The organism is Nitrosomonas sp. H1_AOB3, assembly GCF_015709435.1.
GTDB classification, from domain to species: Bacteria; Pseudomonadota; Gammaproteobacteria; order Burkholderiales; family Nitrosomonadaceae; genus Nitrosomonas; species Nitrosomonas europaea.
Genome location: NZ_CP054389.1, coordinates 1336214 through 1358929 on the forward strand (window position 1 = coordinate 1336214; position 22716 = coordinate 1358929).

The 22716-nt window shown below is 49.9% G+C and carries 29 protein-coding genes and 2 riboswitches; of the genes, 17 read left to right on the forward strand and 12 right to left on the reverse strand.

The window, feature by feature from the left end; genetic code table 11:
• Positions 1–129: 129 nt before the first annotated feature.
• The 3 genes from HRU73_RS06270 to HRU73_RS06280 all read right to left on the reverse strand — a co-directional run bounded on the left by HRU73_RS06270 (position 130) and on the right by HRU73_RS06280 (position 1064).
• The gene (locus HRU73_RS06270; protein WP_287399946.1) at positions 130–441 is read right to left on the reverse strand and encodes a hypothetical protein; all 312 of its coding nucleotides are present in this window, start codon (positions 439–441) and stop codon (positions 130–132) included.
• Complete coding sequence (locus HRU73_RS06275) at positions 423–689, reverse strand: hypothetical protein (protein ID WP_287399947.1); 267 nt, start codon at positions 687–689, stop codon at positions 423–425. The genes HRU73_RS06270 and HRU73_RS06275 overlap by 19 nt, the downstream gene beginning before the upstream one ends.
• A 168-nt stretch (positions 690–857) precedes the next feature.
• Positions 858–1064, reverse strand: coding sequence for a hypothetical protein (locus HRU73_RS06280; RefSeq protein ID WP_287399948.1), 207 nt, complete (start codon positions 1062–1064; stop codon positions 858–860).
• 104 nt (positions 1065–1168) lie between these two features.
• Here HRU73_RS06280 and HRU73_RS06285 point away from each other — a divergent pair, with 104 nt between their 5' ends.
• On the forward strand, positions 1169–1510 hold the full coding sequence (locus HRU73_RS06285) for a hypothetical protein (protein WP_287399950.1): 342 nt from the start codon (positions 1169–1171) through the stop codon (positions 1508–1510).
• A 180-nt stretch (positions 1511–1690) separates the two neighbouring features.
• Here HRU73_RS06285 and metF read toward each other — a convergent pair whose 3' ends face one another.
• The 3 genes from metF to metK form a co-directional block, all read right to left on the reverse strand.
• Positions 1691–2536 (reverse strand): methylenetetrahydrofolate reductase [NAD(P)H], encoded by an 846-nt coding sequence (metF, locus tag HRU73_RS06290; RefSeq protein ID WP_287399952.1) that lies wholly within the window; start codon positions 2534–2536, stop codon positions 1691–1693.
• A 170-nt stretch (positions 2537–2706) separates the two neighbouring features.
• Positions 2707–4143: an adenosylhomocysteinase gene (gene ahcY, locus HRU73_RS06295; RefSeq protein WP_276677320.1), complete on the reverse strand. Its 1437-nt coding sequence runs from the start codon at positions 4141–4143 to the stop codon at positions 2707–2709.
• A gap of 16 nt (positions 4144–4159) precedes the next feature.
• A riboswitch (S-adenosyl-L-homocysteine riboswitch) is annotated at positions 4160–4237 on the reverse strand.
• 37 nt (positions 4238–4274) lie between these two features.
• A complete protein-coding gene (gene metK / locus HRU73_RS06300) occupies positions 4275–5438 on the reverse strand; it encodes a methionine adenosyltransferase (RefSeq protein ID WP_011111282.1) in 1164 nt (387 codons plus the stop codon).
• 239 nt (positions 5439–5677) lie between these two features.
• Here metK and HRU73_RS06305 point away from each other — a divergent pair, with 239 nt between their 5' ends.
• Genes HRU73_RS06305 through HRU73_RS06315 form a run of 3 tightly spaced genes read left to right on the forward strand, consistent with a single transcriptional unit; the run spans position 5678 to position 8206 of the window.
• A complete protein-coding gene (locus HRU73_RS06305) occupies positions 5678–6376 on the forward strand; it encodes an SDR family oxidoreductase (protein ID WP_287399955.1) in 699 nt (232 codons plus the stop codon).
• A gap of 43 nt (positions 6377–6419) precedes the next feature.
• Complete coding sequence (gene tsaE / locus HRU73_RS06310; protein ID WP_276818077.1) at positions 6420–6896, forward strand: tRNA (adenosine(37)-N6)-threonylcarbamoyltransferase complex ATPase subunit type 1 TsaE; 477 nt, start codon at positions 6420–6422, stop codon at positions 6894–6896.
• Positions 6860–8206 (forward strand): N-acetylmuramoyl-L-alanine amidase, encoded by a 1347-nt coding sequence (locus HRU73_RS06315; protein WP_287399956.1) that lies wholly within the window; start codon positions 6860–6862, stop codon positions 8204–8206. The genes tsaE and HRU73_RS06315 overlap by 37 nt, the downstream gene beginning before the upstream one ends.
• A gap of 45 nt (positions 8207–8251) precedes the next feature.
• Here the strand turns inward: HRU73_RS06315 and HRU73_RS06320 are convergent, their stop codons facing one another.
• The 5 genes from HRU73_RS06320 to aroQ form a co-directional block, all read right to left on the reverse strand.
• A complete protein-coding gene (locus HRU73_RS06320; protein WP_287399959.1) occupies positions 8252–9004 on the reverse strand; it encodes a zinc-ribbon and DUF3426 domain-containing protein in 753 nt (250 codons plus the stop codon).
• The gene (gene prmA, locus HRU73_RS06325) at positions 9001–9942 is read right to left on the reverse strand and encodes a 50S ribosomal protein L11 methyltransferase (RefSeq protein WP_287399961.1); all 942 of its coding nucleotides are present in this window, start codon (positions 9940–9942) and stop codon (positions 9001–9003) included. The genes HRU73_RS06320 and prmA overlap by 4 nt, the downstream gene beginning before the upstream one ends.
• Positions 9943–9977: 35 nt before the next feature.
• On the reverse strand, positions 9978–11336 hold the full coding sequence (accC, locus tag HRU73_RS06330) for an acetyl-CoA carboxylase biotin carboxylase subunit (RefSeq protein WP_011111276.1): 1359 nt from the start codon (positions 11334–11336) through the stop codon (positions 9978–9980).
• A 69-nt stretch (positions 11337–11405) separates the two neighbouring features.
• Positions 11406–11864 carry an acetyl-CoA carboxylase biotin carboxyl carrier protein gene (gene accB / locus HRU73_RS06335; RefSeq protein WP_011111275.1) on the reverse strand — a complete coding sequence of 153 codons (459 nt, stop codon included), beginning with the start codon at positions 11862–11864 and terminating at the stop codon, positions 11406–11408.
• A gap of 200 nt (positions 11865–12064) precedes the next feature.
• The gene (gene aroQ, locus HRU73_RS06340; protein WP_276677971.1) at positions 12065–12499 is read right to left on the reverse strand and encodes a type II 3-dehydroquinate dehydratase; all 435 of its coding nucleotides are present in this window, start codon (positions 12497–12499) and stop codon (positions 12065–12067) included.
• Between the two features lie 171 nt (positions 12500–12670).
• Here aroQ and thiO point away from each other — a divergent pair, with 171 nt between their 5' ends.
• Entirely contained in the window at positions 12671–13777 is a 1107-nt protein-coding gene (gene thiO / locus HRU73_RS06345; RefSeq protein WP_287399963.1) for a glycine oxidase ThiO, read from the forward strand.
• A gap of 2 nt (positions 13778–13779) precedes the next feature.
• Here the strand turns inward: thiO and ispH are convergent, their stop codons facing one another.
• Entirely contained in the window at positions 13780–14751 is a 972-nt protein-coding gene (gene ispH / locus HRU73_RS06350; protein ID WP_287399965.1) for a 4-hydroxy-3-methylbut-2-enyl diphosphate reductase, read from the reverse strand.
• A gap of 289 nt (positions 14752–15040) precedes the next feature.
• Here ispH and HRU73_RS06355 point away from each other — a divergent pair, with 289 nt between their 5' ends.
• The 12 genes from HRU73_RS06355 to tatC all read left to right on the forward strand — a co-directional run bounded on the left by HRU73_RS06355 (position 15041) and on the right by tatC (position 22291).
• Positions 15041–15334, forward strand: a complete 294-nt coding sequence (locus HRU73_RS06355; RefSeq protein WP_011111271.1) for a hypothetical protein — start codon at positions 15041–15043, stop codon at positions 15332–15334.
• A gap of 39 nt (positions 15335–15373) precedes the next feature.
• Positions 15374–16453 carry a histidinol-phosphate transaminase gene (gene hisC, locus HRU73_RS06360; RefSeq protein ID WP_287399967.1) on the forward strand — a complete coding sequence of 360 codons (1080 nt, stop codon included), beginning with the start codon at positions 15374–15376 and terminating at the stop codon, positions 16451–16453.
• A gap of 41 nt (positions 16454–16494) precedes the next feature.
• On the forward strand, positions 16495–17082 hold the full coding sequence (hisB, locus tag HRU73_RS06365) for an imidazoleglycerol-phosphate dehydratase HisB (RefSeq protein WP_287400040.1): 588 nt from the start codon (positions 16495–16497) through the stop codon (positions 17080–17082).
• A gap of 30 nt (positions 17083–17112) precedes the next feature.
• On the forward strand, positions 17113–17751 hold the full coding sequence (gene hisH / locus HRU73_RS06370) for an imidazole glycerol phosphate synthase subunit HisH (protein WP_287399969.1): 639 nt from the start codon (positions 17113–17115) through the stop codon (positions 17749–17751).
• A gap of 79 nt (positions 17752–17830) precedes the next feature.
• The gene (gene hisA, locus HRU73_RS06375; protein WP_287399971.1) at positions 17831–18580 is read left to right on the forward strand and encodes a 1-(5-phosphoribosyl)-5-[(5-phosphoribosylamino)methylideneamino]imidazole-4-carboxamide isomerase; all 750 of its coding nucleotides are present in this window, start codon (positions 17831–17833) and stop codon (positions 18578–18580) included.
• A 99-nt stretch (positions 18581–18679) separates the two neighbouring features.
• Positions 18680–19456, forward strand: coding sequence for an imidazole glycerol phosphate synthase subunit HisF (gene hisF, locus HRU73_RS06380; RefSeq protein WP_287399973.1), 777 nt, complete (start codon positions 18680–18682; stop codon positions 19454–19456).
• A 156-nt stretch (positions 19457–19612) separates the two neighbouring features.
• Positions 19613–20002 (forward strand): phosphoribosyl-AMP cyclohydrolase, encoded by a 390-nt coding sequence (hisI, locus tag HRU73_RS06385; protein ID WP_287399974.1) that lies wholly within the window; start codon positions 19613–19615, stop codon positions 20000–20002.
• The gene (locus HRU73_RS06390) at positions 19999–20337 is read left to right on the forward strand and encodes a phosphoribosyl-ATP diphosphatase (protein ID WP_011111264.1); all 339 of its coding nucleotides are present in this window, start codon (positions 19999–20001) and stop codon (positions 20335–20337) included. The genes hisI and HRU73_RS06390 overlap by 4 nt, the downstream gene beginning before the upstream one ends.
• A 1-nt stretch (position 20338) precedes the next feature.
• The gene (locus tag HRU73_RS06395; protein WP_011111263.1) at positions 20339–20689 is read left to right on the forward strand and encodes a histidine triad nucleotide-binding protein; all 351 of its coding nucleotides are present in this window, start codon (positions 20339–20341) and stop codon (positions 20687–20689) included.
• An 18-nt stretch (positions 20690–20707) separates the two neighbouring features.
• Complete coding sequence (gene tatA / locus HRU73_RS06400; protein WP_011111262.1) at positions 20708–20938, forward strand: Sec-independent protein translocase subunit TatA; 231 nt, start codon at positions 20708–20710, stop codon at positions 20936–20938.
• 84 nt (positions 20939–21022) lie between these two features.
• Positions 21023–21418 carry a Sec-independent protein translocase protein TatB gene (gene tatB / locus HRU73_RS06405; RefSeq protein ID WP_281871708.1) on the forward strand — a complete coding sequence of 132 codons (396 nt, stop codon included), beginning with the start codon at positions 21023–21025 and terminating at the stop codon, positions 21416–21418.
• A gap of 96 nt (positions 21419–21514) precedes the next feature.
• Complete coding sequence (gene tatC / locus HRU73_RS06410; protein WP_287399976.1) at positions 21515–22291, forward strand: twin-arginine translocase subunit TatC; 777 nt, start codon at positions 21515–21517, stop codon at positions 22289–22291.
• 130 nt (positions 22292–22421) lie between these two features.
• Positions 22422–22648: riboswitch (cobalamin riboswitch) on the forward strand.
• The last annotated feature ends 68 nt before the right edge of the window (positions 22649–22716 follow it).

Here is a 22716-nt window from a genome sequence, read left to right on the forward strand (position 1 = left end):
TTCGGCCCAAGACTGTACCGGCATCGAATCGATGAATCGATCGAATGAGTTTATTTCTGCTCCGGTCGTTATTTCAGCCCACCCAGAAATTAGGATGGCTGTGGCGATAGGAATGCACCCTTGATACATTTATAGCCCCGGAATTGCTTCCATAACGATAATCAGGAATGAAGAACCCCAATAGAACGCAGCAGCAGGAGTACCAATCAATCGCCCAATCAACTCTGAGCCCAGGAAAAAGAGCAGTACCGCCCACAAAGGAAACAGGCAAAACTCATTCCAAACGATTCCATGTTGCCAGCCCCAAACGATTGAAGCTATGGTGAAACTTAGTGGAATGAGCCAGGTGTTTCCGGATATACCCCGTTGGACTATCACTCCGAACAGAAGGATCACCCCCAACCCGGCCAGACAGGAAAATTCTACTTCGAAGAATAGCATGCGCTGCAACCCGGCAAAGACGCACCGCCCATCACCCCCTCAGCAACGGCCTGACTGACAAGATCGACACTGGAGAGCGATGCCAAAGCAGTGGCCCCCGTAGCCCATGCGGCTGCAACACCGTTAGAGACCACATTCTGCCAATCGACTGAATTCCCTTGCCTTATATCATTTAATACACTGCCCCCTATACCAAGTACCCCAGATACCACCACGGCTACGCCAACCGCTGCAGGGCCCTGCCTCATCCCTCGTTTCCGATATTTCTTTCTGATCACGAAAAGCATATCGATACGTCTGCATATTTCATTCGTCGCGATAACAATCAAGATAATGACAACATTTGAGAATCATACAATTTCATGATCAGCAAAATTCCCCATTCCAGCTCGAATAGTTACTCCCTGATCCTGTCATCAGCAGATGATCTCTGCTACCCGTTTTCCAATCGCGATCGAGATAGCTAATACCAAGGGTAATGTAAAGCTGGATAGTTGCATGTCACGCAGCTTTTTTCGCTGATACGCAGCAAGTAACACAACGACAAGAAAAGTAACGGCGATCATTGTCCCTACTAAGGTGAAAAACTCACACCACTCACCCAATGAAAAACCTTTTATCATTTTTAGATGCCGGTGTAGCGGTGTGTGCACTATGACAGCTGCTTGAACAAGCTCCCGCCGCTAATCCGCCATAAAATCCCAGTTGACTTGCCAGGATGCTATTCGTGACGATTTGGGCAGGAGGATCGCTCTGGTTCCGATGGATCTCTCCCATCAAAAACTCCATTTCCTTCTGTGTCGGTGATTGCACGGCTGGTGGTGTGGATGCTACCTCCGATGACATCAGCATTGCCGGTTCCCCCGGCATGGTGATGGAAAGCAGCGCAGCGAATGTCGTCCATTATTCAGGGCGCAGAAACCGTCTAATTGCATGGGTCAGCCAACCAATTTCGAACGATTGCCACCGCCAGGCTTGGCGATGGCACGGCTGGCTAATAAGACTGGCTGGCGTGTTCTACGATTATATCCAGAATCCGACGGTGCACAAATCAGTTTCATGCCTTTGATATAATGCCAAACATAAAATCTGATCTTGCATTGTGCTACAGGCTTACTTACTTGAGCCAGTCTGAAAGCTTGTCCCTATTCACATTTCGCAATCTTGCTAGAAGATCACGACCTCCAACCACTGGTTCGGAGCTGTGAAAAATCTGCTCCTTCCCGAGAACTCTACCCCCACTAACGGCCTATAGCCCCAGGCGTTGCCAGATTTTTGTGGGTAGTACGGCGGAGTTGAGTGTGTAGAAATGCAGGCCGGGTGCGCCGGCTTCCAGCAGACGAGCACATAACGCTGTGACGACATCCAGCCCGAATGCCTGGATGGAAGGAATATCATCACCGAAGCTTTCCAGTTTTCTGCGAATCCAGCGTGGAATTTCTGCTCCACAGCTATCCGAAAATCTTGCCAGTTGAGAAAATTTGCTGATCGGCATGATGCCGGGAACGATCGGGATATTCAGATCTGCAGCTTCACACATTTCCACGAAATGCAGATAGGCATCCACGTTGTAAAAAAACTGGGTAATCGCCGCATTGGCACCTGCTTCGACTTTTCGTCTGAAATTGGTGAAATCCTCCAGCGCGGAACGGGCTTGCGGATGATATTCCGGATAAGCCGCCACTTCGATCCAGAAAGTATCACCGAACTCCTTGCGGATAAATGCCACCAGCTCGTTGGCGTAGCGGAATTCTCCCGCCTGCGCCATGCCGGAGGGTAAATCACCACGTAGCGCCACAATGCGGCTGATGCCGTGACTGTGATATTTCTCAAGGATCGAACGGATATTGTCACGAGTGGAGCCGATACAGGAAAGATGGGGCGCTACCGGATAGCCTTCTGCCTGAATTTCCAGCACGGTTTCGAGCGTGCGTTCACGAGTGGATCCGCCGGCACCAAACGTCACCGAAAAAAACTTCGGATTGAACTGAGCAAGCTGTATGCGCGTTGCCCGCAGCTTTTCCATGCCTTCCGGTGTCTGCGGCGGGAAAAATTCAAAACTGAATGTGGGGGTAAATTTTTTCTGGGATTGCATCGGGATTCACTTCCATGAGTTGCGACCCTGTAAGAAGGGCAACGGTGAAAATCAATGAAGCAAAGCCGGGAAACTCTATCGCTGTTTCCCGGCTTTGACAGGTTGAGCATAGCAACTCCGGAAAAAGCCGCGGGAGTCATCAAACCCCGGCGCAGTTTTTCAGAGTGCTTTTAGTACCGGTACATTTCCGGTTTATAGGGCCCGTTCTTGTCGAGGTTAAGGTAATGCGCCTGTTCATCGGTCAGTTCAGTCAGCTTCACGCCCAGCTTGCCCAGATGCAGCCGTGCGACCATTTCATCGAGGTGTTTAGGCAGTACATACACCTTCTTCTGGTAGTCTTTACCATTCTGCCAGAGCTCCATCTGCGCCAGCACCTGATTGGTGAACGAACTGGACATGACAAAAGACGGATGGCCGGTGGCGCAGCCCAGGTTGACCAGACGCCCCTGTGCCAGCACGATAATACGGCGGCCAGTCGGGAAGATCACATGATCGACTTGTGGTTTGATGTTTTCCCACTGGTATTTCTGAACCGAAGCGATGTCGATCTCGGAATCGAAGTGGCCGATATTGCATATGATCGACTGATCTTTCATTTTCAGCATGTGATCGTGGGTAATCACACGAAGATTGCCGGTAGCGGTGACGAAAATATCTGCTTTATCGCAGGCATCGTCCATGGTCACCACACGGTATCCCTCCATCGCTGCCTGCAATGCACAGATCGGATCGATCTCGGTGATCCAGACCGTTGCTCCCAGGCCACGCAATGATTGTGCACATCCTTTGCCGACATCGCCATAACCGCACACCACGGCGATTTTTCCGGCAATCATCACATCGGTTGCACGCTTGATGCCATCCACCAGTGATTCGCGGCATCCATAGAGATTGTCGAATTTGGATTTGGTGACTGAATCATTGACATTGATTGCCGGAAACGGGAGTTCGCCTTTCTTTTCCATTTCGTACAGGCGATGGACACCGGTCGTCGTTTCTTCAGTCACACCGCGAATTGCAGCTAGATTGCGTGAGTACCAGCCCGGATGACTGGCAAGACGACTGCGGATGGAAGCAAACAGGACTTGTTCTTCTTCATTGGTCGGATTGGCGATCACGGAAGGATCGCGCTCAGCCTTGCTGCCGAGAATGAGCAGCAGGGTCGCATCTCCGCCATCATCCAGAATCATATTGGCAGTATGCGAACCATCACTGGCCCATTCAAATATCTGGTGAGCGTAATCCCAGTATTCTTCCAGCGATTCTCCCTTGTAAGCGAATACCGGAATGTTACGGGCAGCAATCGCTGCGGCAGCATGATCCTGAGTAGAGAAAATGTTGCAGGAAGCCCAGCGGACTTCCGCGCCCAACGCTACCAGTGTCTCGATCAGTACGGCTGTCTGGATGGTCATGTGCAGGGAGCCTGCAATCCGCGCACCTGCCAGCGGTTTCTTGTCGGCATATTGCTCACGCAATGCCATCAGACCGGGCATTTCTGTCTCGGCAATGGCGATTTCCTTTCTGCCCCAGTCTGCCAGTGACAAATCGGCCACCTTGCAGTCGGTAAAAACAGAATTATCCACAACGGGGTTGATTGTTGCACTCATAACACATCTCCGCAAAAGTGAAAGAGCGCCGTTGTTGGGTTGTCCATTGGTACGAGCCTCACGGAATTGACCGCTGCAGCGCTCCTCGGTACCAGTGGAACTTCATTCAGCCTGAATGACCGTGAAAATGGTCAGATACCTGCATCTGCTTTGAGCTGCTCTGCCATGTCAGTTTTTTCCCAGGTAAAGCTGGGTTCTTCCCGGCCAAAATGACCATAAGCAGCTGTTTTGCCATAAATCGGACGCAGCAGATCCAGTTCGTGAATGATGGCCCGAGGCCGTAAATCAAAATGTCTGGCAATCAGTTCAGCAAGTTTCCCGTCCGGGATTTTCCCGGTACCGAAGGTTTGCACCATCAGCGAGACCGGCTTTGCCACTCCGATCGCATAGGCCACCTGGACTTCGCATTTACGCGCCAGGCCGGCCGCAACAATATTTTTGGCCACATAGCGTGCAGCATAAGCGGCTGAACGATCCACTTTGGAAGGATCCTTACCGGAAAAAGCGCCCCCTCCATGATGTGCCGTCCCACCGTAGGTATCCACGATGATCTTGCGCCCGGTCAACCCGCAATCCCCCATCGGCCCGCCCACCACGAAACGGCCAGTGGGGTTGATCAGATATTGAATATGATTGCTCAGCATCTCGGCCGGTAAAACCGGCTTGATGACTTCTTCGATAACGCCTTCAACCAGTTCATCACGAGGAACATCGGGAGAATGCTGGGTTGAGATGACGATCGTTTCGATGTTTTTCGGGAATCCATCTTCATAACGAACGGAAACCTGGGATTTGGCATCCGGACGCAGCCATGACAATCTGCCGCTTTTCCTCAGTTTTGCCTGTTGCTCGACCAGACGATGCGCATAGTAAATCGGCAACGGCATCAGTTGCGGTGTTTCATCGCAGGCATAACCGAACATCAGTCCCTGGTCTCCAGCCCCCTGATCCATTTCCTCGTCTTTACTGCGATTTACCCCCTGAGCAATATCGGGAGATTGTTTGTTGAAAGCAGTCAATACAGCGCAAGTGCTTGCATCAAAGCCGATCTCGGAACTGGTATAACCGATTTCGCGCACGATACCCCGGGGAATGGCGTTGTAATCGATCGTGGCATCAGTCGTGATTTCACCGGACAAGACGATCAACCCCGTGCTGCACATAGTCTCGCAGGCTACACGTGCATGAGGGTCCTGTTGCAGGATGGCATCGAGAATGGCATCCGATATCTGATCGGCAACCTTGTCGGGATGGCCTTCGGATACTGATTCAGAAGTAAAAAGATAGTTACTCATATTAGTTTTATTGATTGGATTTGGGTTATGAATGAGATAATACTTACTCGTGCAAGAGTAAAGCCAGTTTCGGATTCGAGGCCGAAGATAATAGCGGGTTATAACGACATGTTGCAGGAATTGCCTTAATGTGCTGTTGCATGAGCATTCGGATTATTCCAGAAATTCATATAAAAATCATTGCTCCTTTTGATTCTTTGAAAAAAGGACATGATTCCGATTATTGACGGAGGTTTCCAATGAATACTGTTTTGATTACGGGTGCCAATCGGGGGATAGGTCTGGAGTTTGCCAGACAATATGCTGCCGATGGCTGGCAAGTGGTGGCCTGCTGCCGGCAACCGCGGCAGGCTGAAGCGCTGAACCGGTTGGCTGATCAGTATAAAGATCGATTTTCCATTCACCGGCTCGATGTCAGAGAACTCGCAGAAATCGATCAGTTGTCACACAAGCTGCAAGATCTGCCCATTGATATTCTGATCAACAATGCCGGTGTTTACCCGCATGCACAAAACGGGGAATTCGGTCATATCAGCTATGATGACTGGATGGAAGCTTTCAGGGTAAATACATTCGCTCCCCTCAAAATGGTCGAAGCACTGGTTAAACAGATTGCCTGCAGCCAATTGAAAATCGTTGCCACCATCACCAGCAAGATGGGCAGTATCGTCGATAACCAGCGCGGTGGCAGTTACATTTACAGATCCAGCAAAGCTGCCGTTAACATGGTAGTCAAAAGCCTTGCCATCGATCTGCAGCCACGCGGCATTATCGCGGTGCTGCTGCATCCGGGTTGGGTGCAAACCGATATGGGTGGACGGGGTGCACTGATCTCGACAAAACAGAGTGTTACCGGGATGAAAAGTATTCTGGGCAGAGTGACTCACTCGGATACGGGTAAATTCATTGCCTATGACGGGCAACATATACCCTGGTAATTTCTGCCAGCCAATCGAGCGAAATTTTTTTATCAAACCCTGGATGTACTCATCTCACGTGGTAAAGCTGGATAGTGAAGCAGCGACCCTGGCACTTGGAGAACAGCTTGCAACCCTGCTTCATCCGGGCCTGACCGTATTCCTGTATGGCGACCTGGGGGCGGGCAAAACCACGCTTGCACGCGGCATCCTGAAAGGGCTGGGTCATCACGGTAAAGTCAGAAGCCCCACCTATAACCTGGTTGAAATCTATAAACTTTCTAGGTTATACTTGTATCACTTTGATTTTTATAGATTCAATGACCCATTAGAGTGGGAAGAAGCAGGTTTTCGGGAGTATTTCAATCAGGATTCGATCTGCCTGGTGGAATGGCCTGAAAAAGCAGGGGAATTTCTGCACGCGGCTGATCTGGAAATACGGATCAGCTATTCTGGAACAAGAAGAATCGCTGAATTTAGCGCGGCAACAGAGGCGGGAGAACAATGCTTATCACACTGGCAAAAACGGGTATCCGATTGAATCGATTCAGCACCAGATTACTCACCTGCTTTTCACTTCTTGTTGCAACTCTCTTCCTGCCGCCGCTTTCATACGGCAACGGAGCGGTTGCCAGAACGCAAATCACTGCTGCCCGCTATTGGGCCGACTCTGCGTATACCCGCCTGGCGATGGACGTGAGCAAGCCGGTCAAATACAAGATCAGCACACTCGATGCCCCCAAAAGAATTGTCATGGACATCGAAAATGTTTCGTTCCCCGGTGCACTGGGTGATTTACCGGCCAAACTCAAATCACACGATCCGCTGATCAAAACACTGAAAGTCAGCCGATTCACCCCGCAAACCACCAGACTGGTCGTCGAACTGAAAACCGATGCGATACCCAAGGCTTTTGCACTGGCTCCTGCCGAGCAATACGGACACCGTCTGGTACTGGATATTCACGCCTCCAAGCCGGCTGATAAAGCCCGGAAAACTGAATATACCGATCCGCTGATGGCGCTATTACAGAAAGATACCCAGCCGGCAGTCACTCCTCCCACCCGGCCCGTTGCTCAGAAAGCGACTCCGAACCTCGTCATGGCTGCGATCAACCGCCAGCCTGCAGGCAAACGAACCTTTGTCGTTGCAATCGATGCCGGACATGGTGGCAAGGATCCGGGAGCGGTCGGCCCGCAAGGTACCATGGAGAAAAATATAACCCTGTCGATCGCCAAAAAGCTCAAGGCCAGAATCGACCGGGAACCCGGTATGCGTGCCGTACTGGTTCGTGACGGAGATCATTTCATTTCACTGGCAGGACGCCGCATCAAGGCAAGACAGGCCAATGCGGATCTGTTCGTATCCATCCACGCCGATGCTGCACCGCGCAGAGAAGCGCATGGTGCTTCCGTTTATGCCTTATCGGAAAACGGCGCAACCTCTACTACGGCAAGCTGGCTGGCAAAAAAAGAGAATGAAGTCGATCTGCTCGGTGGAGTCAAGCTGGATGACAAGGATCGTTATCTGAAGCAAACACTCATCGATCTGTCCATGAATGCTACGATTGACGACAGCGTCCGGCTGGCAAGCCATGTGCTGAATGAAATCGGATCGGTCAACCATCTGCACAAAAGAAATGTCGAGCAGGCAGGGTTTGCGGTACTCAAATCACCTGATATTCCGTCCATTCTGGTTGAAACTGCTTTCATCAGCAATCACACCGAAGAAGCGAGACTCAATTCCGAGGCTTATCAGAACAAGCTGGTCGATGCAATATCTGCCGGGCTCAAGCGTTATTACGGCGGCAAAGCCTGGAAAACACGCGTAGATGTGGCAGATACCCGGTAACGAAACAGCCTTGCCAACTCCATTATAATTGTGTGAAACGACCTGTTACGGGTAGATCAGCTCCAGCTTGTACCCCACAGCATCAAGGCTGCCCGTATTCAGAAAACACTGGACCTGTATTTCACTATCTCCGCCCAATACTGACTGATCTGTTACAGAATCGAGATAATCTTTGGCAGTAAAAATCCGGCTGGCAAGCGGCTTTTCATCAGAATCAGTCAGTGTCAGCAGCAATGCCGGCAATGCTTGTGGAAAGGGTGCGTGGTTGCGGATGATTGCAGATAACGCCACGACATCAGGCTCTGCGGGAGAGCTTACACGTAAATCTGAAGATTCCAGACTCAACAAATGGAGATGGTGTGGTAAGTCGATCTCACATTGCATCAAATCACAATAGCTATCCAGTGCCGGCTGGAATGCAGGAAAAGCAATAAAGATTTCAGTACGATAGGCATGCACAAACTGGCCCAGCAGCAATAACAGCAGTAATGCATTGGGTATCAGCCACCAGCGGGAAGTTTTCCGTGTGGACAGTTGAACACCGAAATGATCTGCAGGAAAAGATGATTCTGCAACTGGTACTACAGCAACATTACCGGATTCGGAGTAGCCCGGAGCTGATTCAGCAGATCGTGCAGCAGACTGAATACATGCTTCCGGGACTGCGATCAGCGCCACGAACCCGTTGAATACCTGCCTGCACTGCCCACAGCGAACATCGCCATTGCACGAATGCAACTGTATTCCTGTGAGGCGGAAAACCGCATGGCAGCCCGGACACCGTGTGACCAGCGTCATGCAAAACCACCACCTGATTTTCGACCTGCAAGCAGCACCCACCCCTGCTCTTTTGCTGCAATATGCATATCGAACCATTCGCTGTAAACCTGCAACACCTCATCAGCCTGGGTTTCCAGTATTCCTGAAAGCACGATACGCCCGCCGGGCTGCAAAGCTTTCATCAGAACAGGTGCCAGCATAATCAGAGGGTTGGCCAGTATATTGGCTACCACTACGGTAACCGGAGCCCATTCAGCACTGGCACGATCATCCTCCACAAGCGGAGGCAATGCGGTAGTAAATAACAGTCTGTCCGGGTCACAGAAATTATTCAGGGCATTATCCAGACTGGCAGTGATGGCATTGGGATCGATATCCATCCCTGTGACCCGATCTGCACCGAGTTTCAGTGCAGCTATCGCCAGGATACCCGAGCCACAGCCATAATCGAGCACACTGTCACCGGGTTGAAGGAATTGATCCAGCCAGGTAAGGCATAACCGGGTAGTCGGATGGCTGCCCGTACCAAAAGCCAGGCCAGGATCCAACCTTAGACTGATTGCTGCAGGATCTGGCGGTTCATGCCAGGATGGAACCACCCACAGCCGCGAGGAAATTCTGATCGGTTCGAATTGTGCCTGCGTCAGCCTGACCCAGTCTTGCTCCATAACCTGTGCCAGCTGGTACTCCGGCAATGCAGGCGACCCGATTACCTCGGCAACCTCCTGTATGATCTCATCGACATTGGCATTTTCTTCCAGCAGCACCGTTACTTCCGCCTGCTGCCAGAATTGATCCGGAGGTGCGCCGGGCTCACCGAACAGAGGTTGTTCCTGGCTGGTTCCCTCCCCCGCATCATGCACATCGACCGACAATGCACCCCGTTCCAGCAGCCGGTCACCTACCAGATCGATGTAATCGGATCCAATTCTAAAAGTCAGAGATAGCCAGGACATCGCCAAAGCGGGTAACAGAATTTCTCACTATCGCATCAGGTCGATTTTTTGTTATACAACGCGAGTTTACCTTCAAGATGATGAATGGAAACGGGGCCGGACAGGAAATTGCAATCTGTCAGAAGATCGAGATGCAACGGTATATTGGTTTTGATGCCTTCAACGATCATTTCCGTCAATGCTATACGCATGCGGGCAATAGCCAGGTCGCGATCATCGCCATAGGCAATTACCTTGGCAATCATGGAATCGTAGTAAGGTGGTACACGATAGTTGTGATAGATATGTGAATCAACCCTGATTCCCGGGCCGCCCGGAGCATGGTATTGAGTGATGCGCCCGGCCGATGGGGTCAGTTTATAGGGATCTTCCGCATTGATACGGCATTCTATGGCGTGGCCCTTGAACACGATATCCTTCTGCTGCAAAGACAGCTTTTCTCCGGCTGCCACACGAATTTGCGCCTGAACCAGATCGATCCCGGTGATCGCCTCCGTTACCGGATGTTCGACCTGCAACCGGGTATTCATCTCAATGAAATAAAATTCATTGTTCTCGTAAAGAAATTCAAAAGTCCCGACACCGCGATAATTGATACGCTTGCAAGCCTCGACACACAGCTCCCCGATTTTGTCACGCAACTGTACAGAAATACCGCGGGCAGGTGCTTCTTCAATGATCTTCTGATGGCGACGTTGCATGGAGCAATCCCGCTCCCCCAGATGAACGACATTGCCGTACTCGTCGGCCAGTACCTGAAATTCGATATGACGAGGGTTTTCCAGGTATTTTTCTGCATAAACAACCGGATTGCCGAATGCAGTCTGCGCCTCGTTACGTGTCGTAATCACCGCGTTTGAAAGCGCTGCTTCGGTATGCACCACACGCATACCGCGCCCTCCACCGCCTCCGGCCGCTTTAATGATGACCGGATAGCCGATTTCTTTAACGATCTTCTTTACCTCATCGAGAGATTCCGGTAATGCACCACCGGAACCCGGTACACAAGGTACCCCCGCCTGTCGCATGGCATTTTTGGCACTGACTTTATCCCCCATCAACCGGATCGTATCCGGCCGGGGTCCAATAAAGAAAAAGCCGCTTTTTTCCACTCTCTCGGCAAAATCCGCATTCTCGGATAGAAAACCGTAACCCGGGTGAATGGCTTCAGCATCGGTGACTTCAGCCGCACTGATAATGGCAGGAATGTTCAGATAACTCTGTGCAGAGGCTGCCGGGCCGATACACACCGACTCATCGGCCAGTTTGACGTACTTGGCCTCAGCATCTGCTTCAGAATGAACGGCTACTGTTTTAATACCCATGGTGCGACATGCCCGCTGGATGCGCAGCGCGATCTCACCACGATTTGCGATCAATATTTTTTCAAACATAAAAATTAGGTGCTGGGAACCTGGTCTGGATGGATGCTTGAGAATTCAGGAAATCACCCCGGGAAATCATCATTCGATGACAAACAATGGCTCTCCATATTCAACCGGCTGACCATTCTCCGGCAAAATGGTCTTGATTTTTCCGTCACGGTCAGCCTCGATTTCGTTGAGCAGCTTCATGGCTTCGATGATACACAGCGTTTCTCCGGATTTCACATATTGCCCGATTTCGACAAATGGCTTCGCTCCGGGAGCTGAGGCACGGTAGAAAGTCCCTACCATGGGGGATTTAACGATATGTCCCTCCGGCAGTCCAGGTTTATCCGGTGCATCAGTCTCGCTCACCGTAGCCGTTACCGGCCCTGCCGGAGCAGGTGCATGATATTGCGGTACTATTGTGGCAGTCGATTGTGTCAGTGTTATGGATTTGCTGATACGTACTTTTTCTTCACCTTCAGTCACTTCCAGCTCGGTAATACTGTATTCTTCAACTAATTCAATCAATTTTTTGAGTTTTCTCAAATCCATATTTTCCTCCGGGGCGGATCCCGTCCATAAACACTCTGATTTGTCTTCAGGTTCGAAATTTTTTTGTTTCCTGATAACGATCGTTGACCGATCTGGAACTGAATCAGTTCATCTGATTTGTATTGCTATTCATTTCAATTATCGGAATCTGCCTGATTGTGGATAAAATCTTTTCAGCGACGCCACCCTGCCCATACTATTTATCTGGTCAAAGCAAATTGAAGCGCCAGTTCATATCCCGCAGCACCCAAACCACTGATGACCCCAACTGCGATATCCGAGAAATAAGAGGTACGACGAAATGATTCACGAGCATAAACATTGGAAAGATGGATTTCCACAAATGGCAGGCTGGTAGCAGCCAAAGCGTCACGCAGGGCAATACTGGTATGTGTCAGTGCGGCCGGGTTGATGATAATGAAATCGGTACCATCACTCATGGCCCCCTGCACCCGGTCGATCAACTCATGCTCAGCATTGCTCTGAAAGATACTCAATGCTACAGATGCTGCCTGCGCTTTGACCGTCAGATTCCTGTTAATATCTTCTAGTGTTGTTTGCCCGTAGACGGCAGGTTCTCTTCTGCCCAGAAGATTCAGATTGGGGCCATGGATCACCAGGATATTTGCAGCCATATCGACCATTCATTTACGATGGCCAATTATGTCCTTTTCTCCTGATATTGTACAGTTTTTTATGTATTTTCCCCGAAGTTACAGCAAAATACCTGATTCTGGCAAATTACAGAGTTGCTGATTCAGAGGCTGCCTCATTTATCTCTTGCAAACAAATACTGTCGAACGGAAATGGCAAGTGATTTTATAGTGATTGGCGCAGGAATCATCGGCCTTTCCACTGCGCTTCGATTACTTGAAGAAGGTGCATCAGTCACCCTGCTCGATCGCCGGGAAGCAGGGTGTGAAGCCTCATGGGCGGGTGGAGGTATTTTGTCTCCTTTATATCCATGGAATTATTCGGATTCCGTAACCCGCCTGGCTGCGTACAGTATGTCACGCTATCCGGAGTGGACGGCAGCACTGAATACAGCCACTGGTATCGATCCCGAATATCAGATCTGCGGGCTTGTCATTCTTCCACCTTGCGATCCAGAGGCAGCCGTCAACTGGTGCTCCGCCTATGCGGTACGGCTGACATACCTCTCATCCTCACACCATGGCGGATTATCCTGGGCTCACATCAACGACGAACAGGGAAACGCTCAGGCGCTGTTTCTCCCTGAAGTTGCTCAGGTTCGCAATCCACGTCTGCTACAGGCGTTATACAAACGTATCAGACAACTGGGCGGAAAGATCATCGAGCATTGCGAAGTCCAGGAACTGGAGATATCCGGTCAGAAAGTTCATGCCATCCGGACACCATCTGAAAAACACTCTGCTGATCAGTACATTCTTTCAGCTGGTGCCTGGAGCAGAAAAATTCTCGGAGAACATGCACTGAATCTCGCAATAAAACCCATTCGCGGGCAAATGCTTTTATACAGGCTGCCGGGAAATCCGCTTTGTTCCATTGTGTTGCAACGAGATCTCTATCTCATTCCGAGACGTGATGGACACTTGCTGGTGGGTAGCACGATCGAGGACACAGGATTTGATAAGCAGATCACCCTCGATGCAAAAAACAGGCTGTCCAGCTGGGCGGAAGAAATCCTGCCACAACTGAAAAATACGCCACTCCTGAAACATTGGTCGGGCCTGCGCCCCGCCACACCCGACAATATCCCGATAATCGGCCCACACCCGTTTCTTGAAAACCTTTATATCAACAGCGGACACTTTCGCTATGGTGTAACGATGGCACCCGGCAGTGCGGAAATACTGGTGAACGAAATCCTGAAACGTACTCAACCTTTTGATGTCACCCCGTATCAGAGGGGGTGGCATCCATCCGAATAATGTCAGATATATTTATTGAAACTCACAGGTTCAGCTTTCGGTAGCGGAAAAGTTACCGATTCAAGAACCCCGGACAATTCTTCAATTATTACACCCTGGTTTGACTGTTTTGCTGCAATCTGTTCAAGGCGTTCGAGCACCTGCTGAACCAGTATTTCCGGAGCAGACGCACCAGCAGTAATTCCGATACACCGTTTATTGGTCAACCAGCTCTCTTGCAACTGCTCTGCCTGATCAACCATGTAAGCTTCTACATTCTCATTTCTTGCCACCTCACAGAGGCGATTGGAATTCGAACTGTTCGGTGACCCTACCACGACGACCAGATCACAAAGCTTGACCAGCTTCTTGACCGCATCCTGACGGTTTTGTGTGGCATAGCAGATATCATCTTTCTTGGGACCGATAATTTTTGGAAAACGCTGCTTCAGCGCTTCGATCACACGTGCTGCATCATCGACCGACAAAGTCGTCTGGGTAACGTATGCCAGATTACTTTCGTTCTTGACTTGAAGCCTGGTCACATCTTCCGCCGTTTCCACGAGATACATCGTGCCCTTGCTTTTGGCAATCTGCCCCATGGTTCCCTCGACCTCAGGATGACCCTGATGGCCGATCATGACAATTTCCTTACCTTCCTTATCCATTTTTGCCACTTCGACATGCACCTTGGTCACGAGCGGGCAGGTCGCATCGAATATCTGCAGCTTACGAGCGGCTGCTTCCTTTCTCACCTCATGAGAAACACCATGCGCACTGAAAATGAGCATACTCCCTTCCGGTACTTCCTCGAGATTTTCCACGAATACCGCCCCTTTTTTCTCCAGGTCTTCAACTACGAAGCGGTTATGGACAACTTCATGCCTTACGTAGATAGGTGCGCCATACATCGCCAGCGCACGCTCGACGATTTCAATGGCCCGGTCAACCCCCGCGCAGAATCCTCTCGGGTTCGCAAGCAATACTCTGATCATCAGCCTGTTTCTCCATAGTTTGTGTACAAGTCCGATTATAAAATAATCCTGAAAAGGTTTTGAGTTTTCATCTCAGAAGCGATATCTTGTTTCATCTGTAACTAAAGCAGTATTACAGCGACTCGTGATCTGGTTTGATTATGTTCAAACTCGCAATAAAACGATTTTTATTGTTTCACCATACACAATCCTCTTAAAATTTCACTGTATACTCTCGCGATATTTACGTTACGCTGCAAAAACAACTTAACTGGCTTCGGAACTTGACAGTTTTATTGGGAATTTCCTGATGGGTGCGCTGGCTTTTTATACTTTCATCTACTTTGTCGGGCATTTTGCTGCACTCGGCCTGAATATCATTACAAACAAAAAACTACTCAGACATCGCTGGGCTGGTCTGGCTGGTGTAATTATCGTAGCAATCATGCATGGGTATAAAATCATTAGCACCACTCCCCCGTCAGGTCACGATGACGATACGCTGTATGCGCTCAGTTATTTCGTCATCTTTCCAGTAGTGGTCATCAGTGCAGTTCTCTTTTATCTAAGCGAAAAAGATAAAAAAGACGGCGGTTCAAAATAATCACTGCCTTACTCAATATATTCCGCCTCTCTCTGATACATGACTTCACCGTCACCTGACCAGGTCATTCGCCAGGAAATCCTTGCACTGTCAGCCTATCATGTCCCCCCTGCCAAGGATATGGTCAAGCTGGATGCAATGGAAAACCCCTACCGGTTGCCCCCTTTTTTGTGTGAAGAAATCTCCCGGATAGCGGCAGACACATCCATCAATCGTTACCCTGATCCACACGCCACCGCGCTCAAGGAAGTGCTCAGTACCACATTATCCGTTCCGGCCGGAATGGAAATCATGCTGGGCAATGGTTCAGACGAAATCATTCAGATCATCATGCTGGCGGCAGCAAAGCCGGGAGCCAAGCTGCTGACGATCGAACCAGGATTTGCCATGTTCAAAATGATTGCTACATTCGCGAACATGCAGTATATCGGAATTCCCCTGAAACCTGATTTTTCGCTGGATATCGACAGGGTGCTCGCAGCAATCGAGCGCCATCAGCCTTCCATCATATTCCTGGCCTACCCGAATAATCCGAGCGGCAATCTGTTCGATACCAGCGCTCTGGAAAAGATCATCGAAGTATCCCCGGGGCTGGTCGTGATCGATGAAGCCTATCATCCTTTTGCCGGAAAAAGTTTCATTGGCAGGCTTGCCGATTATCCCAATCTGCTGGTCATGCGGACACTTTCGAAGCTGGGACTGGCCGGACTCCGCCTGGGGCTTCTGGCCGGCAGATCGGAGTGGTTATCTCATCTGGAGAAACTGCGCCTGCCCTATAATGTCAACGTGATTACCCAGCTTGTTGCGACAAAAATCATGCAGCACTATGATGTGTTGCAGCAACAGGCAGATGCAATCAGGCAAACACGTACCAGATTACGCACTTTCCTGGAAAATCTGAATGGAATCGAGGTGTTCCCTTCGGATGCCAACTTCATTCTGTTCCGTCTCGATGGGGCCAGCCAGATTTTCAGATTGCTTCAGCAGCATGGCATTCTGGTGAAGAATCTTGACAACAGTCACCCCTTATTAAAAAATTGCCTCCGTGTAACGGTAGGCACACCTGAAGAGAATGATCGTTTCTGCAACACACTGCAAGACCTGATCGCAGGAAATTAACCGGAAAACCGAACACGACATCCGTTCGAATTTAAATGCCCATGCGTACAGCACAAGTCACCCGCAATACTCAGGAAACACAAATCACGGTAACGATCAACCTGGACGGCCAGGGAAAAGCGGAATTAGACAGCGGAGTTCCTTTCCTTGATCACATGCTCGATCAGATTGCCCGTCACGGCATGTTCGATCTGAGTGTTGCCGCAAAAGGTGATCTCCATATCGATGCACACCATACAGTGGAAGATATCGGCATTACACTGGGCCAGGCGCTGAATCGTGCAGTTGCTGACAAGAAAGGACTCGTGCGCTACGGACATGCTTATGTACCTCTCGATGAAGCCTTGTCCAGAGTCGTCATCGATTTATCGGGCAGGCCCGGTTTGCAGTTCAACACCACATTCACACGCGCAGTCATTGGTAATTTCGATGTCGATCTGATCCAGGAATTCTTTCAAGGCTTTGTCAATCATGCCATGGTGACGCTACACATAGACAATCTGGCCGGTAAAAATGCGCATCATCAGGCTGAAACCATTTTCAAAGCATTTGGCCGGGCGCTGCGTATGGCGGTAACAACCGACCCGCGCTGTGATAACCTTATCCCATCCACCAAAGGCGTGCTGTAGACAAAACACTCTGAACATTCTGATACAAACATGAACTCGATTGCCGTCGTTGATTACGGAATGGGCAACCTGCGATCAGTATCCAAAGCACTGGAATATGTCGATTCATCTGCTGTCGTCACCGTAACCAGTGATCCCAAAGTTATCCGCTCTGCCACACGCGTCGTTGTTCCCGGTCAGGGTGCGATGCCTCATTGCATGCAGGCGCTGGATGACCAGGGTTTACGCGAATCAGTTATCGAGGCTGCTAAAAACAAGCCTTTCCTCGGTATCTGCCTTGGGTTGCAAATGCTGTTCGAGGAAAGTGAAGAAGGCAATATTCGTGCACTGGGCATTCTGCCTGGCAGAGTCAAAAAACTGGAATCTACGGATACAGCCGATAGCGACATTCCCAAAATCAAGATCCCTCATATGGGCTGGAACCAGGTTCACCAGACTCTGGAGCACCCGTTATGGTACGGGATCGGTACCGACACACGTTTTTACTTCGTTCACAGCTATTACGTGGCAACAGATGAACCGCAAATAGTGGCAGGCAGCACCGAATATCCGGTTCCATTCACCTGCGCAGTGGCCAGGGATAATATTTTTGCCATTCAGTTTCACCCTGAGAAAAGTCATTCTGCAGGACTGGCATTATTGAGTAATTTCCTGAAATGGACGCCCTGATAACATTCAGATCTTTCCTTGTTTTTACCTTGTTTTTACCTTATTTTTCAACCCTGATCATCAACCCAGATAAACCCGTATGCTGATTATTCCTGCTATCGATCTGAAAGATGGACATTGTGTCCGACTGAAGCAAGGCATCATGGAAAATGCCACAGTATTCTCGGAAAATCCTGAAACAGTAGCACTGCACTGGCTGGATAACGGAGCACGTCAACTGCACCTGGTCGATCTCAATGGTGCATTTGCCGGAAAACCCAAAAATGGCGAAGCAATCCGTGCGATCGTCGAGGCTGTCGATGACAGAATTCCAATCCAGCTGGGCGGAGGAATACGCGATCTGGAGACCATAGAATACTATCTGGATAATGGCATCACCTACGTGATCATCGGAACGGCAGCAGTCAAAGTACCTGGTTTCCTGCACGATGCCTGCTATGCGTTTCCAGGCCAGATTATGGTCGGGCTGGATGCCAAGAGTGGAAAAGTGGCCGTCGACGGCTGGTCCAAGGTAACCGGCCATGATGTCATCGATCTCGCTAAAAAATTCCAGGATTACGGCGTGGAAGCAATCATCCATACCGATATCGGCCGCGATGGTATGCTCAGCGGGCTCAATATCGAAGCCACCGTGGAACTTGCTCAGGCACTGACGATTCCTGTCATCGCCAGTGGGGGTGTAACCAATCTGGATGACATCAGAAAATTGTGTGAAGTCCAGTCTGAAGGAATTACTGGCGTCATCACCGGCCGTGCGATTTATCAGGGCTCACTTGATTTCAAAGAGGCTCAAGCCCTGGCAGATCAACTGGATGCAGCAACTATTTGATCGGTTCAGTTATGTCCCATCCGAATATCATTTGCACTCACAGCACATTTTTTACCCTGTCTCTCTTCTATTCAGCCTGCTTCTGACAATTTCTGATCAATGGGATTAGCCAAACGTATCATCCCCTGTCTTGATATCAAAGATGGGCGCGTCGTCAAAGGAGTCAATTTTGTCTCGTTGCGGGATGCGGGAGACCCGGTCGAAATTGCCCGCAGCTATAATGAACAGGGCGCTGACGAGCTCGTTTTCCTCGATATTACCGCCAGCTCGGAAAATCGCGATTTAATTCTGCACATCGTCGAAAAAGTTGCTGCACAGGTATTCATCCCTCTGACAGTAGGCGGAGGCGTCCGTAAGGCCGAAGATGTACGCAGGCTTTTGAACGCAGGTGCAGACAAAGTCAGCATCAACACCTCAGCGATATTGAATCCGATGCTGATCAAGGAATCAGCAGATCACTACGGCTCCCAGTGTATCGTGATCGCAATCGATGCCAGACAAATACCTGATGCAAATCCTGAATCTCCACGCTGGGAAGTATTTACCCATGGCGGACGCAAACCCACTGGAATCGATGCAATTGAATGGGCTCAAAAAATACAAGCCCTGGGCGCCGGAGAAATTCTGCTAACCAGCATGGATCGTGACGGTACGCGTTCCGGATTCGATCTCACACTGACACGTGCAATCTCCGATTCAGTCGATTTACCGGTCATTGCAAGTGGTGGTGTCGGTCATCTGGATCATCTGGTGGAAGGTATTCTGGCAGGCCATGCCGATGCCGTACTGGCAGCAAGCATTTTCCATTATGGCGAGTACAGTATCCGGCAAGCCAAGCAATACCTGTCATTGCACGGGATAGAAGTTCGCCTGTAACAAAATAGGATTATCTTTCCTTGATTCCTGTATAACCCTAGCTTCAGCTTGATCAGAAATGCCCTTTTACCTGGCATTATTGCCCTTGCATTTTAAAAATACCCTTGAAACTGTTAAGATCGCCCGAAGAAACAGAAGAACACGTGGAGCACGTCAATGACAGACAAGTGGCTTGACACAATCAACTGGTCGGCAGACGGCCTCATTCCAGCTATCGCACAAGATAAAAACAGCGGCAAAATTCTGATGGTCGCCTGGATGAACCGCGAGGCACTCAAACGTACTGTCGAAAGCGGTGAAGCGGTTTACTGGTCACGCTCCAGAAAAAAACTGTGGCATAAAGGCGAGGAATCCGGGCATACCCAGAAAATCAGTGCGATCCATCTCGATTGCGATGAAGATATCCTTCTCCTCAGTGTGGAACAGAAAGGAGGAATTGCTTGCCATACAGGCAGACAAAGCTGCTTCTTCCGTCAATTGAAAAATGGAGAATGGGTCGTCACAGAACCTGTTATCAAAGACTCGTCACAAATTTATACCAAATGACAGCATCGACCATACTGCAGCGGCTGGCACGGACAATCGAAGCACGAAAGAACGCTGATCCTTCCATCTCTTATACGGCAAAATTGCTGAACAGCAGCCAGGATAAGGTGCTGAAAAAAATTGCTGAGGAAGCCGCTGAAACCATCATGGCTTGCAAAGACAATGACAGAGAACAGATCATTTATGAAACGGCAGATTTATGGTTTCATTGTCTGATCATGCTCACCCGGCATGACATTTCGCCGGAAGATATATTGCGGGAACTGGAACGCCGGGAAGGAATATCCGGCATCGAAGAAAAGTTATCGCGATCCCAACCCAACAAAACTGAGTAATATGGAAGACTGTCTATTCTGCAAAATCGTCCGTGGAGAAATCCCGGCCACCAAAATCCATGAGGATGAGGATACACTGGTATTTCTCGATATCCATCCGGCAGCACCCGTACATCTGCTGGTGGTACCCAAACAGCATATCGGATCACTGAGTGAAGTCGATGCGAGCCATCAGCAGTTACTCGGTAAAATGTTGTGGCTGGCTCCCCGGCTGGCAGCCAGTCAGGGATGTACAGATGGATTCCGAACCATTATCAACACCGGCCGAGTAGGCGGACAGGAAGTGTTTCATCTTCACCTTCACGTTATCGGAGGGAAGGATCGTCTGCCCGCCATGGTTCACCACGACTAACCGTTCAAGGAGCAAATGATGGGAAGTTTCAGTATTTGGCACTGGCTGGTTGTTCTGGCAATTGTCGTCCTGGTATTCGGGACCAAAAAACTGCGCAATCTTGGCAGTGATCTGGGCGGAGCAGTCCGTGGATTCAAAGAGGGAATGAAAGGGGCTGAAGAAGAAAGCACTCCGCCCCCCCCGGCTCAGCAGGTCACCGGCCATTCGATCAAAAGTGAAATAGAAGAAAAAGATCAGACGAAAGTGTGATCTGACACATGGCTCTCCGCAATTACCGGGACAGGATGCTCGAGATAATCTCCAAGTGCAGTTCAACAATGTTCGAATCTGAAAATGTTTGATATCAGTTTCGCTGAACTCGTGGTCGTTGGAATTGTAGCGCTGATCGTCATCGGGCCGGAACGGTTACCAACCGTTGCCCGCACAGTAGGTTATTTTCTGGGGCGTGCCCGGCGCTATGTCGATCAGGTCAAGCATGACCTGCATGAAGAAATGGAACTGGACAGCCTGAGAAAACTAAGAGATTCCATGCACGAAACCGTCAATTCATTTGAGAATTCGGTACGCAGCGAAATAAACAAAATTCAGGAAACTACAGAAACCCAGTCTGCAGTCATACCGGATAAACAACCTCCATTTGAAAAAGCTGCGGAAAATATCGAACCGGTCAATACCAGTGAAACCAAAACTTCATCAGCACCTGCCGAACCCCGGCAGCCGAACAGTTAGTTTCTGTAAGGATTCAATCACTGCAAACCGGTGATCGTCCTCATTTCCATCAAATCAGACAGCCCAATCTAACAACAGGACGAACCGCAGTAACAGATGGATGACGATATTACTTTTATTTCACATCTGGTGGAATTACGCTCCCGGCTGATCCGGGCACTTCTGGTACTGTTTCTGGGTTTTCTCCCCTGCGCTTTCTTTGCGCGAGAGTTATACAGTTTTCTGGCTTTCCCCCTGCTGGAAAAATTACCACAAGGCGGGCAGATGATCGCCACCGAGGTCGTCACCCCTTTCTTCATCCCGATGAAAGTAGCGCTGATGGTGGCATTTCTCGTCACACTGCCGCATACGCTCTATCAGCTTTGGGCATTCGTCGCACCCGGTCTGTACAGCCACGAGAAACGCCTGTTTCTGCCGCTGGTATTCATCAGCAGCCTTCTTTTTTTCACAGGTATGGCATTTGCCTACTTTGCCGTACTGCCACTGGTATTCGAGTTCATCGTCTATTTTGCGCCGGAAGGGGTCGCCGTCATGACTGACATCAGCGAATACCTCGGTTTTGTCCTGTCGATGTTTCTGGCTTTCGGAATCACATTTGAAGTACCGGTCTTCGTACTGATACTCATTCGGACCGGTCTCGTCTCGATTGAAAAAATGAAATCTGTCCGCCGCTTTGTACTGGTAGGTGCATTCGTCATCGGTGCGATTTTCACTCCACCTGATGTCATGTCGCAGATCTTGCTGGCAGTCCCTTTATACCTGCTCTACGAACTGGGCATCATCCTGGCTGCCTTGTCGATGAAATCATCCTCCCGCAAGTCACCACTACCCGTTACGCAAAATCAGCATGATGATACCGGAGAAAATGAGTAGCCAATACACCAGCCACTACAGGTCACATCTTCTCCTGTCAATCAGCAGACTTTCCTTACACCACAGATAATTACCCGTCTCTCACCCCGGATCAGGCGCAATGCTTGACATGACCATAGCGCTGTTATAGTCTGCGCCCCTTGTTTGAGGTGTCCCAGATGCATTCGCACGAGGGATGAAACGGGAAGCCGGTGCGCGCTGGAATCAGCCAGCGCAATGCCGGCACTGCCCCCGCAACGGTAAATGAGTCAATGATCTGCACACGCCACTGTGCTGTATGGCACGGGAAGGCGCAGAATCAGGAAAACACAGCTTCCGCTCATAAGTCCGGAGACCGGCCTGAAACAATATCATGTTATTGCGGAGGGCAATACACGGCACCGAATCTCATTCCCGGTATTTAATCGTGCCCGGTTCCCTGCTGT